This is a genomic window from Salmonella sp. 741265050_HSA, assembly GCF_046569445.1.
Lineage (GTDB): Bacteria > Pseudomonadota > Gammaproteobacteria > Enterobacterales > Enterobacteriaceae > Salmonella > Salmonella enterica.
On record NZ_JBKFSV010000005.1, the window covers coordinates 85,208 to 101,644 of the forward strand.

Here is a 16,437-nt window from a genome sequence, read left to right on the forward strand (position 1 = left end):
TATGCTGTCTATTGTCCCGCCCAGATTTCACAATGTTTTTGTACCAGGCCTATCAGCGATCCGCCGTCGGCAATAAACTCCCGCATATATTGCGCTTCGTTACCGCCTTTTTTCACCTGCAGACGTAGCGCGTCAATGGCGCTGTCGGCGCCCAGCTTGCGCGCTGAGGGGGTAACGTTGTCCAGCAGACGCAGCGTATCATCTGCCAGGCGACGGCGGTCGCCGGTATAGACATCGGTTAGCACGCCCTCCAGACCATAGCGGCAAGCCTGAAAACGGTTGAATTTATATAACAGATAGTCTTGTTCCTGCGGTTTAAAGGGACGCTCGGTCAGCAGCCAGTGCGCGGTCGCCTGAATCAACCCTGCCATATTGATGGCATGATCAAGGGTGAGCGGCGTATCCATCACCCGAACTTCTACCGTGCCAAAGGCCGGGCTGGGGCGGATATCCCAGTGCAAATCTTTGATGCTGTCGATCATCGTGGTGTAAGACAGACGGCGAAATAGTCCGGCAAACTCTTGCCAGTTACTGACCCACGGCATGGGACCGTTATCGGGAAAAGCGGAAAAAATATTCAGGCGCGCGCAGGCAAAACGGGTGTCAGATCCTTGCATATAGGGAGACGCGGCGGAGAGCGCAATAAAGTGCGGCACAAAATGCGATAGCCCGTGTAAAAGATAAATCGCATCGTCGCCGTTCGCGCAGCCGACGTGGACATGCTGACCGAAAACCGTCGCCTGTTGAATTAAGTAGCCGAAATTTTCCAGCGTGCGTTGATAGCGCTCATTATCACAGACCTCCTGACGCTGCCATTTTTGAAAAGGGTGCGTACCGCCGCCGCAAATGCCGAGATGGTGTTCCGACGCCGCCTGTAAAATAACGTGCTGCATGGCAGAAAGTTGGGCCGCCGCCTGGTCAATATCGCGGCAGACGCCCGTGGCCATCTCCAGCATACTTTCGGTGATATCGTGCTTAATTTCTCCCGCAGTAAGTTGGGGCTTAACGGCGTCGATCAGCGTAGAAGAGTCCTGGCTTAAATCGTAGCCAGGTGGATTGATCACCTGCATCTCCAGCTCAATACCAAGCGTATAAGGTTCAGAAACGTGAAAATCATTCAGCGCCATAGCGATCTCATTTATCGGGGGATTGCGCTAAGTATAGAAGCGGGAGCGCTCCTGTCGTGGGGAAAGCGCGTTATTGCAGAAACAAGAGTAATAACGCTATTGCCACGTTGAAACCATTCTGTACGGACGGTACGTTCAGCCATCGTGGCGGCAAAGGCTGGCAGCAGATGTAACGAGATGTGCGTGGCGGTAAGCGAGGTAACTTTTGCGCTATTGAATCCCGGGAGCGTGACGCGGTCTGAAAAGGCTTTATAAACGCTCTCTTTGGCGGAGAAAGCCAGCGTCAGGGCAAGCGGAAAAGGGAGCGAGCTCGCCTGGAGAATTTGGCGCTCATCGCTATCAATAATGGACAGCGCCAGCTCTGTCGCCGTGTGCTGACTCATGATTTTTTCTATATCAACGCCGATACGCTGTCGGGATATGATGGCCAGCGCCGTTGTCGCACAGTGGCTGATGCTGCCAAATAGGCCGTCCGGCCATAGCGGCTGTCGCTTGTCGCCAATACCGGGCACTGTCCTGACGCCCACCTCGCGTAGCGCATGAACGGCGGCGATGCGGCCTGCCAGATGTTCAGCTTTACGCTTGCGTCCGGCAGACCGGAGCAGATCGTGATGAGGCAGCCATAACAGATCGTGTTCGTGAAAGCTGCTCGCATCAAAGTCGACGATATGCAGCCTGTGTCCGGCAAAGGGAAGGGGAAAATGAGATGTCCGCATCGTTTTTTGCTAATTCCCTCCCCGAATGAGGGAGGGAAGGTTGCCATCAGAAATGGGTATTAATGCTCATATACCACGTACGTCCCGGTTCGTTATAGGTGTACGCGCCAGCACCCGCCATATAAGCGCCAGTTTGAGTATCCCTGACGGTTTGCGCGTTACCTTCACGCCACAGACGTTTGTCAAAGAGGTTATCCACGCCACCGGTCAGGCTGACATTTTTGGTCACGTCCCAGGTCGCGCTCAGGCCAACAATACTGTATGGGCTGACCGCTTGCTTATCTGTCCCGGTAACGGGGTTACCTTGATAATCATATTTCTTCGGCTCTTGTTTGCCGTACCAGGTGAAGGTCGATTGCAGAGAAACGTCCTGACGTACCTGCCAGCTCAGGGTTGAGTTAAGCGTGTACTGTGGAATAATCGACAGGCGTTCGCCGGTCTCTTTGTTTTTGCTCTGCAGCATATACGTAACGTTATTCGTCCAGTTGACGGTGTCGCTAACCGGTACGTTTAACGTGCCTTCCAGACCTTCAACGACCGCTTTCGGCACGTTCTCCCACTGATAAACATCCGTTTTGCCGTTGTTGATACGCTGCAACGGCACAGTACCCGCTTCAATCTTATTGCGGTAATCATTGCGGAACCAGGTGATGCCGGCCAGCCAGCCATCGCGTTTAAATTCCAGACCGATCTCTTTATTGATGCTGGTTTCGGCTTTCAGATCATCGTTACCCATCATATAGCAGCCGATGCCGGTACCCGCGCCAGTCGCGTAGCAACCCTGACCTTTACTGTACAAAATATAGTTTGGGTTAGTCTGGTACAGACTCGGGGCTTTATAAGCGCGGGCGATTCCCATTTTCAGGGTAAAGTCATCCCCCAGACCTTGCGACAGGTTCAGCGATGGGCTCCAGTTATCCCCCACAATACTGTGATGATCGAAACGTAGCCCCGGCGTCAGCATGGTGCTATCGGTCAGTTCCATGTTGTTTTCAGCAAACAGAGAGAAAATTTCCGCTTTTGAATAGGGGCTACGATTGGTACTGCTGTAACCCGGGATATTTCCCCCCATAAAGGTTTGCGAGTTGGAGAGCTCGTCTTTCATACGCTGTTGGGCCCATTCGGTACCCAGCGTCAGGTTTTGATTTACCAGCAGATCGAAAGGAAGGCTCACTTCGCTGTGTAGGGTGACGTCATTCAAATCGGCATCGGCATATTTTTGCGATGCTTTGGGATCGAAAATTCCTTCGGTGCCGCCTGCCAGGCCTTCCGGCATCCGGGAGTTACGGGTATGTTCGTATTGCACCCAGTTACTGGTGGTTACGCCATTATCCCAGCCGCCGTTCCAGGTCAGAGAGTAGTTCTGCCGATAGAGGCGGTTCGTCTCTTTTCCGTAATTATCTTTCACCAGCTGGTTCGTATTGGTGTTCTGAGTATCGCCGGCATAGAGGTTGCCCTGGCGACTGTAACCGGCCTCCAGTTCCAGAGACTGAAGCGGAGCAAAATCCCAACGAACCACGCCGTTGATATCTTTGTTAATGACCCCCTCGCGTCCTGCCGGTAGCGTGTCGGCGTAACTCCCGGTACGTTCAGACTGATGCCCCTGGTTAATATTACGCGCATCAGCCTGCGTTTTGTCGAGGTTGCCATACAGACGGAAGCTGAAATCCCCGCCCAGCGGGCCGTTCAGGCTAAAGTTAGTGCGTTTGGTCGCGCCTTCGTCTTTATGTTCCGGCGCGTTGAAATAGGTATTCCAGGAACCGTGCCACTCGCTACCGCCTTTTTTGGTAATGATATTGACCACGCCACCCGCCGCGCCGTTACCGTAGCGTGCGGCGGCAGGGCCACGCAGCACTTCAATGCGTTCGATCATCTCCGGCGGCACCCACGCGGTATCGCCGCGGGTATCGCGTTCGCCGCGCCAGCCCAGGCGCACCGAGTTACGGCTGGTGACGGGTTTACCGTCTATCAGGATGAGGGTGTTTTCCGGCCCCATGCCGCGAATATCGATTTGGCGGTTATTCCCGCGCTGACCGCTGGTGGAGTTGCCGGTCAGGTTTACGCCTGGCATGGTGCGGATGATTTCTGACACGTCGCGCGCGGGCGGATTTTTGCGGATCTCATCGGCGGTGATGGTGGATACGCCTGGCGCCTGTAGGTTTTGCTGGGCAGCGGTCACCACGATGGTGTCTTCATTGGTGAGCGCAGCGCTATCGGTTTTTTCTTCCGCCATCACGGGCAGAGCGGCCCCGTAAATCCCTAAATTGACCAGTAAGGTCAGGGAATGAATCTTCTTGTTCATTGTATATCCTGCTTTTCTTTAGCCACATAAGCCAAAGCGCCCGTCAAAGGCATTGGCCGGGTGGTGAAATTGTGTTCGCGCGTCCCATAGCGCGACAATACGCTATTGCAAATGCAAATAGTTATCAATAATATTATCAATATATTTCACCTTTTATATACAAAATTCATAATAAACACAGGGTTATAATGAAAGAGGCGCTGGCAACGGGAAGTGAGGCCTGGTGGAGGACGAAAACCGGGCCGGAATGGATACGGGAAAAAGACGGAAATTATCGGGTCACTTTTTGGTGGCGCGACCCGCAGGGAAACGAAACACACTCCCCGATACGGCGTGTCTGGGTCTACATCACTGGCGTAACCGATCATCATCAAAACGCGCAGCCTCAGACGATGGCGCGTATTGCCGGAACGGATGTCTGGCGCTGGAGCACGGCGCTTAGCGCTAACTGGCGCGGCAGCTACTGTTTTATTCCTACCGAGCGAGATGACGTTTTTGCCGCTTTTGCGCCGGGCGAAACGCCCGATCGGAACGCACTGCGTGAAGGCTGGCGACAGCTATTACCGCAGGCGATTGCCGACCCGCTTAATTCGCAAAGCTGGCGGGGAGGACGTGGTCATGCGGTTTCAGCGCTGGAAATGCCGGATGCGCCCCTCCAGCCGGGGTGGGATCGTCCTGAAACGCCGTACTCGCCGCCTTTGATGATGCAGTGGCATAGCGAACGTTTGGGTAACTCCCGCCGCGTATGGATATTGACGACCGGAGACGAGGCGCCGGAGGAAAGACCGTTGGCTATTCTGCTGGACGGTCAATTCTGGGCGGAAAATATGCCCGTCTGGCCCGCGCTCGCCTCGCTGACTCATCAACGCCTGCTTCCCGGTGCCGTCTATCTGCTGATTGACGCGATTGATACTCACTACCGCAGCCAGGAGTTGACCTGCAATGCCGACTTCTGGCTGGCGGTGCAACAGGAACTGTTGCCGCAAGTCAGAGCCGTGACGCCTTTTAGCGATGATGCCGGGCGAACGGTGGTCGCCGGACAGAGTTTTGGCGGCCTGTCGGCGCTGTATGCCGGCCTGAACTGGCCGACGCGTTTTGGCTGTGTACTAAGCCAGTCAGGATCGTTCTGGTGGCCTCATCGCATCACCCCGCCGGAGGGGGAAGTCATTACCCGGCTGAAAACCGGCGCATTATGCGCGCGCGGACTGCGTATCGTACTGGAAGCCGGCGTGCGTGAGCCGATCGTGTTTCAGGCGAATCAGGCGCTTTATGCCCAACTGAATACCTCGCAGCAGTCCATTTTCTGGCGTCAGGTTGACGGCGGACACGATGCGCTTTGCTGGCGCGGCGGGCTAACGCAAGGGCTGATGCTGCTTTGGCAGCCGCTTATCGACACGCTTTAACCGGGCACATGTCCATGACAGGAGTTGAGTATGGAATTCAGTAATCCCTTCGATAATCCGCAGGGACAGTTTTACCTGCTGCAAAATACGCAGCGTCAATTCAGCCTTTGGCCAGCGGCGTGCGCGCTTCCCGCAGGATGGGACGTGGTATGCGAACCGCAATCGCAGGACGCGTGCCAGCAGTGGCTTAATACGCGCTGGACAACACTGAATCCGGCCCATTATGCCGATAAGCAGGAGGCGAAATGACGCAGCGTTTACCGTTAGTCGCCGCTCAGCCGGGGATCTGGATGGCGGAAAAACTCTCTGATTTACCCTCCGCCTGGAGCGTGGCGCACTATGTGGAACTGAACGGCGAGCTGGATGCCCCCTTGTTGGCAAAAGCGGTAGCGGTAGGGATGCAACAGGCGGATACGCTACGGATGCGTTTTACCGAAGAGAACGGCGAGGTCTGGCAATGGATAGATCCTGAGCACACCTTCGGCGAGCCCCCGATTGCCGATTTACGCGACCAGCCCGATCCGCATTACGCGGCGCTGGCGTTAATGCAGGCGGATTTACGGCAAAACCTGCGCGCAGATAGCGGTAAGCCGCTGGCGTTTCACCAGTTAATCCGCATTGATGATACCCGCTGGTATTGGTATCAGCGCTATCACCATTTGCTGGTGGATGGCTTTAGCTTCCCGGCGATAACCCGCCAGATTGCGGCGATTTATCGCGTCTGGCAGAGCGACGCCCCTACGCCGGAGTCGCCTTTTACCCCCTTTGCGGATGTGGTCGAGGAATATCAGCGCTATCGCCAGAGCGAGGCCTGGCAGCGTGACGGCGCCTTCTGGGCGCAGCAGCGCCGCGAGCTGCCGCCGCCGGCGTCAATTTCTGCCGCGCCGCTGCCGGGGCGGTCGGCGAGCGCGGGTATTCTGCGTATGAAATTGAGCGCGCCGGCGGGGGCGTTTCGCCAACTGGCGGCGCACATGCCTGAGATACCGCGAGCGGATCTTGCCCTGGCGCTGGTGACGTTGTGGCTGGGACGATTATGCGGGCGAATGGATTATGCCGCTGGATTTATCTTTATGCGGCGGATGGGATCGGCGGCGTTAACGGCGACCGGGCCTGTCCTTAACGTGTTGCCGCTGGCGGTGAACCTTCATGCGACGGAAGATCTGCCAACACTGGCGAAGCGTCTTGCGGCGCAGTTAAAGAAGATGCGCCGCCACCAGCGTTACGACGCCGAACAGATTGTACGCGATAGCGGGCGAGCCGCAGGGGAGACGCCGCTATTTGGCCCGGTGCTCAATATAAAAGTATTTGATTATCATCTGGATCTTCCTGGCATACAGGCGCAAACCCATACCCTGGCGACGGGGCCGGTTAACGATCTTGAACTGGCGCTTTTTCCGGATGAAAACGGCGGTCTGGATATTGAATTGCTGGCGAATGCACAGCGTTACGATGATGCCACGCTCTCCCGCCATGCCTTACGGTTGATGGCGCTTATCACACAGTTTGCGGATAACCCGGCGCTGCGCTGCGGCGATGCGCAAATGCTGCTGGCGGAAGAACAAACGCAATTAGCACACCTTAATAATACGGCGGTAACGATTCCCGCCGCCACGCTTAGCGATTTGGTGGCGCAGCAGGCGCAAAAAACGCCAGAGGCTTCCGCGTTGGCAGATGCGCACTATCATTTTACCTACCGTGAAATGCGTGAACAGGTTGTGGCGCTGGCGTACGCGCTGCGGGAACGTGGCGTTCAGCCTGGCGATAGCGTGGCGGTGGCGTTGCCGCGGTCGGTTTTCCTGACCTTAGCGCTGCATGGCATTGTCGAGGCGGGCGCCGCCTGGCTGCCGCTGGATACCGGTTATCCTGACGATCGGCTGCGAATGATGCTGGAAGATGCGCAGCCGAAACTATTAATTACGACTCAGGCGCAGCTGGCGCGCTTTCACGATATTCCGGGGATGGAATATTTGTGTTATAGCCAACTGCTACCGGTCAGTGACGCCACTCCGCTGGGGCTGTCGTTACCGCATCATACCGCTTACATCATTTTCACCTCTGGCTCGACGGGCAGGCCGAAAGGGGTGATGGTGGGACAAACGGCGATAGTCAACCGGCTGCTGTGGATGCAGGATCACTATCCGTTGACGGCGGATGATGTAGTAGCGCAAAAAACGCCGTGCAGTTTTGACGTCTCAGTATGGGAGTTTTTCTGGCCGTTTATCGCCGGGGCGAAACTGGTGATGGCTGAACCGGAAGCGCACCGCGACCCGCTCGCGATGCAACGGTTCTTTGCGCAATACGGCGTCACGACCACTCATTTTGTGCCGTCGATGCTGGCGGCCTTTATTGCCTCGCTCACGCCGGCGTCGGCTGGGAAAAGCTGCGCTTCCTTAAAGCGCGTTTTCTGTAGCGGCGAGGCCCTGCCGACGGCGCTGTGTCGCGAATGGGAGACGTTAACCAACGCGCCGCTACACAATCTATACGGGCCAACGGAGGCCGCGGTGGATGTGAGCTGGTATCCGGCCTGTGGCGATGAGCTGGCGGCTGTTGACGGCAACAGTATCCCGATTGGTTATCCCGTCTGGAATACCGGTTTACGTATTCTCGATGCGCATATGCAGCCGGTGCCGCCGGGCGTGGCTGGCGATCTCTATCTTACCGGTATCCAACTGGCGCAGGGCTATCTGGGGCGTCCGGATCTTACCGCCAGCCGTTTTATCGCCGATCCTTTTGCGCCAGGCGAACGGATGTACCGTACCGGAGATGTGGCGCGCTGGCTGGATTCCGGCGCGGTAGAATACCTGGGGCGCAGCGACGATCAGCTCAAAATTCGGGGGCAACGTATTGAACTGGGCGAGATTGACCGCGTCATGCAAACGCTGCCGGATGTTGAACAGGCGGTAGCACATGCCTGCGTCTTTAATCAGGCGGCGGCGACGGGCGGGGATGCCCGGCAACTGGTCGGTTATCTGGTGTCGCACTCCGGTTTGCCGCTGGATTTACCGGCGCTGCAGGAAAAATTACGCCAAAAACTTCCCGCGCATATGGTGCCAGTTGTGTTGTTGCAACTTGCCGGTTTGCCGCTTAGCGCTAATGGCAAGCTGGATCGCAAAGCCCTGCCGCTGCCGGACCTGACGCCGCGCGTGAAAGGGCGTGCGCCGCAGTCCGCAACGGAGATTGCTGTCGCCGCGGCGTTTTCCCGCCTGCTGGGCTGTGAGATTAACGACGTTGAAAGTGATTTCTTTGCGCTGGGCGGACACTCGCTGCTGGCGATGAAACTGGCCGCGCAACTAAGCCAGACGTTTAACCGTCAGGTGACGCCGGGGCAGGTGATGGTGGCGTCTGACGTGGCGCAGTTGAGTAAGCTGCTCGATACTGACGATGACGAACGCTCGCGCAATCTGGGGTTCGGGCCGCTGTTGCCGCTGCGTGAAAGCGATGGTCCAACGTTATTTTGTTTCCATCCGGCGTCGGGGTTCGCCTGGCAATTTAGCGTATTATCACGCTATCTCAGCCCGTCGTGGTCGATTATGGGGATTCAGTCGCCGCGCCCCGCTGGCCCTATGCAAACCGCAACCACCCTTGATGAGGTATGTGAACATCATCTGTCGACATTGCTCGCCCGGCAGCCGCATGGCCCTTATTATTTATTAGGCTATTCGCTGGGCGGGACGCTGGCGCAAGGGATCGCCGCCCGGTTGCGTGCGCGCGGCGAAACGGTGGCGTTTTTGGGGTTACTGGACACCTGGCCGCCGGAAACGCAAAACTGGCGGGAAAAAGAGGCGAATGGCCTCAATCCGGACGTATTGGCGGAAATTGAACGTGAACGCGCTGCGTTTGTCGCCGCGCAGCAGGGAAATGCCTCCGAAGCCTTATTTACCGCCATTGAAGGCAATTATGCGGATGCCGTCCGTTTGCTGACGACGGCGCATAGCGTACCGTTTGATGGACATGCTACGCTCTTTGTGGCGGATAAAACGGTGCCGGAAGGCGTATCGCCTGAACAGAGCTGGTCGCCGTGGATAGCGTCGTTGGCTATTTATCGCCAGCCGTGCGCGCATGTAGATATTATTTCTCCCTCCGCTTTTGAAACTATCGGGCCCATCATCAGCGAACTTATTAATAAATAACGGGCGTTGTTTCTGCCTTTAACAAATTAAATCCTGAAACCCATAATAATTACTAATTATTATGGGTTTTTTATTGCAACTATTAATTCTTTTAACATAAGTGATACATGCTACAGGCAAGTTTAATTCCGAATATTTAGCTTTTTGGGCACTGGCGCGTAAAGATTGTTTCGGATAATTCTGACTTGCTGTTAGAATCTCTGACAGGAATGTGTTCTTTCATTGGATAAAGTTTTCAGGTCATACGGCATGCCATCTCTTAATGTAAAACAAGAAAAAAATCAGTCATTTGCAGGTTATTCACTGCCGCCCGCCAACAGTCATGAAATCGATTTGTTTAGCCTTATAGAGGTGTTATGGCAGGCGAAACGTCGTATTCTTGCTACCGTTTTCGCCTTTGCGTGCGTGGGGTTGCTTCTGTCCTTTCTGCTGCCGCAAAAATGGACCAGCCAGGCGATTGTCACACCGGCGGAGTCGGTACAGTGGCAGGGGCTGGAGAGAACGTTGACCGCGCTGCGCGTGTTGGATATGGAGGTAAGCGTTGATCGGGCCAGCGTATTTAATCTGTTTATTAAAAAGTTTAGCTCGCCCTCGCTGCTGGAAGAATATCTTCGTTCTTCTCCGTATGTCATGGATCAATTAAAAGGCGCGCAAATAGACGAGCAGGATCTTCACCGGGCGATTGTCCTGCTGAGCGAAAAAATGAAAGCGGTGGACAGCAATGCCGGCAAGAAAAATGAAACGTCGTTATTCACGTCGTGGACATTGAGTTTTACCGCGCCGACGCGGGAAGAAGCGCAAAAAGTGTTGGCTGGCTATATTCAGTACATCTCCGATATCGTCGTGAAAGAGACGCTGGAAAATATTCGTAACCAGCTGGAAATCAAAACCCGCTATGAGCAGGAAAAGCTGGCGATGGATCGGGTGCGTCTCAAAAACCAGCTTGATGCCAATATTCAACGTCTCCATTATTCGCTGGAAATCGCCAACGCCGCCGGCATTAAGAGACCGGTTTACAGTAATGGTCAGGCGGTAAAAGATGATCCGGATTTTTCTATTTCTCTCGGCGCGGATGGTATTTCCCGCAAACTGGAAATTGAAAAAGGGGTAACGGACGTGGCCGAGATCGACGGTGATTTGCGTAACCGTCAATACCATGTTGAACAACTGGCGGCAATGAATGTGAGCGACGTGAAGTTTACCCCGTTTAAATATCAACTGTCGCCGTCTCTGCCAGTGAAAAAAGATGGCCCGGGTAAAGCGATCATTATTATTCTGGCGGCGTTGATTGGCGGTATGATGGCCTGCGGCGGCGTATTACTGCGTCACGCGATGGTCTCGCGTAAAATGGAAAACGCGCTGGCGATAGATGAACGGTTAGTCTGATTTAAACGAAAAGCCGGATAGCGATTATCCGGCTTTGTCATCTGTGTGGGCGACTATCGCCGCCCCAGCGGTACCACCAGCGGCGTACCGGCAACCGGATCGTCGATAATCATACAGCGCAGCCCATAGATTTTTTCGATAAGATCTGCGGTAACAATCTCTTTCGGCGCGCCCTGCGCGACAATGTTACCTTCGCGTAATGCAATCAAATGCGTGGCGTATCGGCAGGCCTGATTCAGGTCGTGCAGGACGGCGGCGAGCGTATAACCTTTTTCGCGGTTGAGATCGCTTAACAACTCCAGCAAATCAATTTGATGGCTAATATCCAGCCACGTTGTCGGCTCATCCAGCAGCATGATGGACGTTTCCTGCGCCAGCACCATGGCTATCCACGCCCGCTGGCGTTGGCCGCCGGACAGAGTATCTACGCTTTGCGTCGCCAGTGAGGTGATACCTGTTGCACGCATGGCACTGGCGACGGCGTCGGCATCTTCCTTGCGCCAGCGGGTAAATAACGGCTGATGCGGATAACGCCCTCTGGCGACCAGCTCTTGTACGGTGATATCGCCCGGCGTAGTGGCGTTTTGCGCCAGCAATCCGATGCGCCGCGCCACCTCTTTACTGGCGTAACGCTGTATCTGTTCGCCATCCAGCCAGACATGGCCGTCAACAGGCGTCATCAGACGGCTTAGCGTGCGTAGCAACGTTGACTTGCCGCAGCCGTTAGGGCCGATGATGGCGGTAAAATGGCCGTCCGGAATCGAAACATTAAGGTTTTTTGCGACGGTATAGCTGCCATAACCCAGCGTTAACTGGTCGCCGCGCAAACGGGCTACGGATTCGGTCATTTTTTGCGGGACTCCTGAATTAACAAGACGATAAGGTAAATACCGCCGAGGCTGACGGTGACCACGCCCACTGGAAGCTGATAAGGCATAAACAGTTGCTGCGCGCACGCATCGGCGGCCAGTAGTAACAACGCGCCGCACAGCGCCGACTGAGTTAATCCCCAGCGCGCTGTGCCGCTAAGACGGCGGGCGATGTGCGGCGCGACAAGGGCAATAAACGAGATGGGGCCAGCCAGTGCCGTTGCCGCAGCGGTGAGCGACACCGCCACCAGCATCAGCATCAGGCGTGACCGCTCCACGCTAACACCCAGCGCGCAGGCGCTGTCATCGCCCATCTCCAGCAGCCGCATACGACGCACCAGTAGCGCGGCGCCTGTCAGCATCACAATAATCAGCGGCGCCGAAGGCCAGGTTTTTGCCCATGTCAGACCGTTGAGCGACCCGGCGTTCCATAAGCCGGCGGTGAGCGCCGTTTCCAGCGACGCCTGCAACAGAAGCCAGGTATTAAAGGCGACTAACATCGCGCGGATGCCGATACCGATGATAATCAGCCGGAAAGTTTCAATCCCGTTACGCCAGGCGAGCAGCCAGACAATCAATGACGTGACGATACCGCCCGCCATTGCCGCCAGCGCGATCGCGGTAAGATGCTGGCCAAACAGGACCATTGCGACCAGTACGCCGCTCCAGGCGCCGGTATTAAAGCCCATCACATCAGGGCTGCCTAGGGGGTTACGCATCAACGACTGAAAAATCGCGCCACTGACGCCAAGCGCAGCGCCAATCAGCAGCGCCATTAATACGCGCGGTAGTCGCCATTCGGTTACGACAAGGGTGATGTTACGCGGCGCGTCGCCCAGCAGCGCGGCAATAATCTGCCCGGTCTCAAGAGGCACGGCGCCGCTTTGCAGGCTCCATAAGCCAATGGCGAAGCAGCCAGCCGCCAGAATCAGGCAGCTTACGATAAGCCGACGAGAAAGAAACATCACAGGCCGCCTCCGCTCGATTTACGGCGTACCAGAAAGATAAGTACCGGCGCGCCGATAAACGCACTGACGACCGATACGCGAAGTTCGCCCGGCACCAACAGACGACCAATAATATCGGCAAAAAGCAGCAGAGCAGGGGTTGCCAGTAGCGTCACTGGCAGCGACCAGCGGTGGTCTGCGCCCACCAGCCAACGCGCCATATGCGGCATCATCAGACCAATAAAGGCGATAGGGCCGACCAGCGCCGTTGCGCTGCCGCACAAGACGGTAATCGCCAGTAAACCGATAAGTTGGGTGCGCGCCACTTTACTCCCCAGCGCCGTCGCGGTATCGCTGCCGAGGCTCAGGCTGTTCAGCGCACGGCTCAGAAATAGCGCCACGATCCCAGCGATAACCACGGGCGTGAGCGCGACTTTCAACGTTTGCAGGCTGCGAATGTCCAGCGATCCCGCCTGCCAGAAGCGAAGCTGGTCATAGACCTCTGGATTTAACAGCGCGATGCCGCTGGTCAGTCCTTCCAGTACCGCGCCAAGCGCCACGCCCGCCAGTGTCAGGCGGACCGGGCTTAACTGGCCGCCGCCCTGACTACCGGTGAAGGCGACAATCAGCGATGCGATAAGCGCGCCGCTAAATGCCATGAAAAGCTGTTCCAGCGGCGTGGAGAAACCAAACAGCGCCGCGCCCAGTACGATGGCGAAGCTGGCGCCGTTGTTAACGCCCAGAATCCCCGGGTCGGCGAGCGGGTTGCGAGTGAGTGTTTGCATGAGCGCCCCGGCGAGACCCAACGCGCCGCCTGCCAGTAATCCGGCCAGCGTACGCGGCAAACGCGCATCCAGGACGATGGTGCAATCGGCGCTTTGGCATACGCCGGTGAACGCCTCCAGCACGGCGGCGGCGGGCAGCGGTTTCGCGCCAATGACCAGGCTTAAAACCGCGGCGAGACTCAGTAATAACAACAATCCGGGCACGGCAAACGCGCGCGTCACGGAAAACGAGCATGACATAGTAACTTCCCTGATAATGATAGTAATTATCGTTATCTATCTTATTTGGTTATGTTAGCATGTGCAGCCATTGAATGGATATTTAAAAAAACTCGCATTAAGGCGTTGTAATGAATCGACAATCCTGGCTGCTCAATCTCAGCCTGTTGAAGACGCACCCTGCATTTCGCGCAGTATTTCTGGCCCGTTTTATCTCTATTGTCTCGCTGGGGCTGCTTGGCGTGGCGGTTCCGGTACAGATCCAAATGATGACGCACTCCACCTGGCAGGTAGGGCTGTCGGTAACGTTAACCGGCGGCACCATGTTTATTGGCTTAATGGTGGGCGGCGTACTGGCCGATCGCTACGAACGCAAAAAGGTGATTCTGCTGGCGCGCGGTACTTGCGGTATTGGCTTTATTGGCCTGTGCGTGAACGCGCTGCTGCCGGAACCATCATTGCTGGCGATATATCTCCTTGGCCTGTGGGACGGCTTTTTCGCGTCTCTGGGCGTGACCGCGTTACTGGCGGCGACGCCAGCGCTGGTCGGAAGAGAAAATCTGATGCAGGCCGGCGCGATTACCATGCTGACGGTACGTCTGGGATCGGTTATTTCCCCGATGTTGGGGGGCATATTGCTTGCCAGCGGCGGTGTAGCCTGGAACTATGGGCTGGCGGCCGCCGGGACGTTTATTACGCTATTGCCGCTACTGACGCTGCCGCGACTGCCTGTTCCTCCGCAGCCGCGGGAAAACCCATTTATCGCGTTACTGGCGGCATTTCGTTTTTTGCTCGCCAGTCCGCTTATCGGCGGTATTGCGCTGCTTGGCGGTCTGGTGACGATGGCAAGCGCGGTACGCGTCCTCTATCCGGCGCTGGCGATGAGCTGGCAGATGTCGGCGGCGCAAATCGGTTTGCTGTATGCGGCAATTCCGCTGGGGGCGGCCATTGGCGCGCTGACCAGCGGACAACTGGCGCATAGCGTTCGTCCGGGGCTCATTATGCTGGTTTCGACAGTGGGTTCTTTTCTGGCGGTGGGGCTGTTCGCCATCATGCCGGTCTGGATCGCAGGTGTTATCTGTCTGGCGCTGTTTGGCTGGCTTAGCGCCATCAGTTCGTTATTACAATACACCCTGCTACAAACCCAGACGCCGGAAAATATGCTGGGGCGAATGAATGGCCTGTGGACCGCGCAAAACGTCACGGGAGACGCTATCGGCGCGGCGCTGTTAGGCGGTCTTGGCGCAATGATGACGCCGGTCGCTTCCGCGAGCGTGAGTGGATTCGGGCTGGTGATTATCGGTTTGCTGCTGTTGTTAGTGCTGGGCGAGCTACGTCGTTTTCGCCAGACGCCGCCGGTTAGCGATGCTGGCTGATGAAGAGGCGTTTATCCGACTGACCAAATCGGTCTGGTCAGTCGGATAAGACTCCGATAAGGCTAAAACAGGGCGGCCAGCCGGTTAAGCAACAATGTTGCGCTGTAATAATCCAGACGGAACGTCTCCGTACCCAGGGCATAGACGCGCTTATTTTGCACCGCTGGCAGGTGCGCCAGCAGCGGATTGGCGTAAAGGGCCGCGACATCTTTGTTGTCGCCGGCAAACAGGAAAAGAGATTCGCCGTTTAACCCGGCGGCCAGATTTTCACCGCCAAGCTGAATAATATCGTGGCGCTTACCCTGGCTTTTGCTGGTTTGCAGCCCTCGGGGCAATGTCGCCAGCGTAAAGCCTAACTGCGTCAATAGCTTGCCTTGTGCTGATTCTGGCGTCCACAGATTGGCGCTATGCGCGGCAGGGGTATACACCAGCGCGCTAACCGGCTGCGGCGGCAGGGCGATTCGCTGTTTAACCGTCGTCAGTTGCGCCTCAAATTCCGCTATTCGCGCGGCGGCCTGTTTCTCCTGGCCGGTGATCTCGCCAAGCTGCGTGAGCAAACTCTGCCAGCTTTTATCGTCATAATTGATGACGAGCGTCGGCGCGATAGCGGAGAGCTGATCGTAAAGCGCCAGCGCGGAGTCGCCGCCGGTGGCGCTAATCAAAATGAGATCCGGCATTTGCGCGGCGACCGTTTCGGCATTCGGTTCGCCGATGTACAGCCGGGCGACATGGCGAGCCTTTGCTACGTCGCTCCACTGGCGCATAAACCCTTGATCGTCAGCAAAGCGGTTATTTGGCGTAGTGGCTCCGCTGGCGACGACGGGCGCATCAATCGCCAGCAGCGAGCCTGTTAACGTCACGCTGGTAGAGACGATACGCGCGGGTTTGTGGTCCAGAGTATGAACGCCGCGGCTGTCCTGAATTTGCCGGGGCCAACCGGCGTCCTGGGCTAAGGATATTCCTGAAATTGATAAACCAACCACTAAAAGCAGCCAACGATAAAAGGCGGGGAGTCTCACAATAGCGTCCTGTTATTAATAAAGTTAATGCTTCTCATTTTCATCTCAGCGGCAGCGAGATGCAAGCCTTAGTGCCATTTAAGTCATGACCAGAGTTGACAGAGCGACGTTTTACTCTTAGGTTAGCGCACTAAAAATAGAAATAATAATCATTATTA

12 protein-coding genes are annotated in these 16,437 nt (G+C 56.1%); 5 read left to right on the top strand and 7 right to left on the bottom strand.

The features are described from left to right. Nucleotides 1–8: 8 nt before the first annotated feature. From ACLD4F_RS12385 to ACLD4F_RS12395, 3 genes are read right to left on the bottom strand one after another with little or no spacing between them, the layout of a single operon-like run. Nucleotides 9–1,127, bottom strand: a complete 1,119-nt coding sequence (locus ACLD4F_RS12385; protein WP_001196910.1) for a YbdK family carboxylate-amine ligase — start codon at nt 1,125–1,127, stop codon at nt 9–11. Nucleotides 1,128–1,138: 11 nt separating this feature from the next. After that, nucleotides 1,139–1,843 (bottom strand): enterobactin synthase subunit EntD, encoded by a 705-nt coding sequence (gene entD / locus ACLD4F_RS12390; protein WP_079944464.1) that lies wholly within the window; start codon nt 1,841–1,843, stop codon nt 1,139–1,141. A gap of 46 nt (nt 1,844–1,889) precedes the next feature. Then, complete coding sequence (locus ACLD4F_RS12395; RefSeq protein ID WP_001034966.1) at nt 1,890–4,145, bottom strand: TonB-dependent siderophore receptor; 2,256 nt, start codon at nt 4,143–4,145, stop codon at nt 1,890–1,892. A gap of 188 nt (nt 4,146–4,333) precedes the next feature. Here ACLD4F_RS12395 and fes point away from each other — a divergent pair, with 188 nt between their 5' ends. The 4 genes from fes (at nt 4,334) to wzz(fepE) (ending at nt 11,064) form a co-directional block, all read left to right on the top strand. Beyond that, nucleotides 4,334–5,548, top strand: a complete 1,215-nt coding sequence (gene fes / locus ACLD4F_RS12400) for an enterochelin esterase (RefSeq protein WP_079944463.1) — start codon at nt 4,334–4,336, stop codon at nt 5,546–5,548. Nucleotides 5,549–5,578: 30 nt separating this feature from the next. Then, nucleotides 5,579–5,797: an MbtH family protein gene (locus ACLD4F_RS12405; protein ID WP_079944462.1), complete on the top strand. Its 219-nt coding sequence runs from the start codon at nt 5,579–5,581 to the stop codon at nt 5,795–5,797. Beyond that, nucleotides 5,794–9,678 (top strand): enterobactin non-ribosomal peptide synthetase EntF, encoded by a 3,885-nt coding sequence (gene entF, locus ACLD4F_RS12410; protein WP_411010866.1) that lies wholly within the window; start codon nt 5,794–5,796, stop codon nt 9,676–9,678. Before ACLD4F_RS12405 ends, entF begins: the two co-directional genes overlap by 4 nt. A 249-nt stretch (nt 9,679–9,927) precedes the next feature. Next, a complete protein-coding gene (wzz(fepE), locus tag ACLD4F_RS12415; RefSeq protein WP_042948062.1) occupies nt 9,928–11,064 on the top strand; it encodes an LPS O-antigen length regulator Wzz(fepE) in 1,137 nt (378 codons plus the stop codon). A gap of 53 nt (nt 11,065–11,117) precedes the next feature. On the opposite strand, the gene fepC is transcribed toward wzz(fepE), so the two are convergent. From fepC to fepD, 3 genes are read right to left on the bottom strand one after another with little or no spacing between them, the layout of a single operon-like run. Next, nucleotides 11,118–11,912 (bottom strand): iron-enterobactin ABC transporter ATP-binding protein, encoded by a 795-nt coding sequence (gene fepC, locus ACLD4F_RS12420; RefSeq protein ID WP_076935488.1) that lies wholly within the window; start codon nt 11,910–11,912, stop codon nt 11,118–11,120. Then, nucleotides 11,909–12,898 carry an iron-enterobactin ABC transporter permease gene (fepG, locus tag ACLD4F_RS12425; RefSeq protein WP_000480053.1) on the bottom strand — a complete coding sequence of 330 codons (990 nt, stop codon included), beginning with the start codon at nt 12,896–12,898 and terminating at the stop codon, nt 11,909–11,911. Before fepG ends, fepC begins: the two co-directional genes overlap by 4 nt. Beyond that, a complete protein-coding gene (gene fepD / locus ACLD4F_RS12430) occupies nt 12,898–13,905 on the bottom strand; it encodes a Fe(3+)-siderophore ABC transporter permease (RefSeq protein ID WP_079944460.1) in 1,008 nt (335 codons plus the stop codon). The genes fepG and fepD overlap by 1 nt, the downstream gene beginning before the upstream one ends. 110 nt (nt 13,906–14,015) lie before the next feature. On the opposite strand from fepD, the gene entS reads away from it, so the two are divergent. Next, nucleotides 14,016–15,260 (top strand): enterobactin transporter EntS, encoded by a 1,245-nt coding sequence (gene entS, locus ACLD4F_RS12435; protein WP_079842590.1) that lies wholly within the window; start codon nt 14,016–14,018, stop codon nt 15,258–15,260. A 62-nt stretch (nt 15,261–15,322) separates the two neighbouring features. Here the strand turns inward: entS and fepB are convergent, their stop codons facing one another. Further along, a complete protein-coding gene (gene fepB, locus ACLD4F_RS12440; RefSeq protein WP_001238992.1) occupies nt 15,323–16,279 on the bottom strand; it encodes a Fe2+-enterobactin ABC transporter substrate-binding protein in 957 nt (318 codons plus the stop codon). Between the last annotated feature and the right edge of the window lie 158 nt (nt 16,280–16,437).

Bases quoted from the DNA above. Each gene is read 5' to 3' on its own strand.
- ACLD4F_RS12385 (WP_001196910.1), bottom strand. From the start codon at position 1,127: ATGGCGCTGAATGATTTTCACGTTTCTGAACCTTATACGCTTGGTATT.
- entD (WP_079944464.1), bottom strand. From the start codon at position 1,843: ATGCGGACATCTCATTTTCCCCTTCCCTTTGCCGGACACAGGCTGCAT.
- ACLD4F_RS12395 (WP_001034966.1), bottom strand. From the start codon at position 4,145: ATGAACAAGAAGATTCATTCCCTGACCTTACTGGTCAATTTAGGGATT.
- fes (WP_079944463.1), top strand. From the start codon at position 4,334: ATGAAAGAGGCGCTGGCAACGGGAAGTGAGGCCTGGTGGAGGACGAAA.
- ACLD4F_RS12405 (WP_079944462.1), top strand. From the start codon at position 5,579: ATGGAATTCAGTAATCCCTTCGATAATCCGCAGGGACAGTTTTACCTG.
- entF (WP_411010866.1), top strand. From the start codon at position 5,794: ATGACGCAGCGTTTACCGTTAGTCGCCGCTCAGCCGGGGATCTGGATG.
- fepC (WP_076935488.1), bottom strand. From the start codon at position 11,912: ATGACCGAATCCGTAGCCCGTTTGCGCGGCGACCAGTTAACGCTGGGT.
- fepG (WP_000480053.1), bottom strand. From the start codon at position 12,898: ATGTTTCTTTCTCGTCGGCTTATCGTAAGCTGCCTGATTCTGGCGGCT.
- fepD (WP_079944460.1), bottom strand. From the start codon at position 13,905: ATGTCATGCTCGTTTTCCGTGACGCGCGCGTTTGCCGTGCCCGGATTG.
- entS (WP_079842590.1), top strand. From the start codon at position 14,016: ATGAATCGACAATCCTGGCTGCTCAATCTCAGCCTGTTGAAGACGCAC.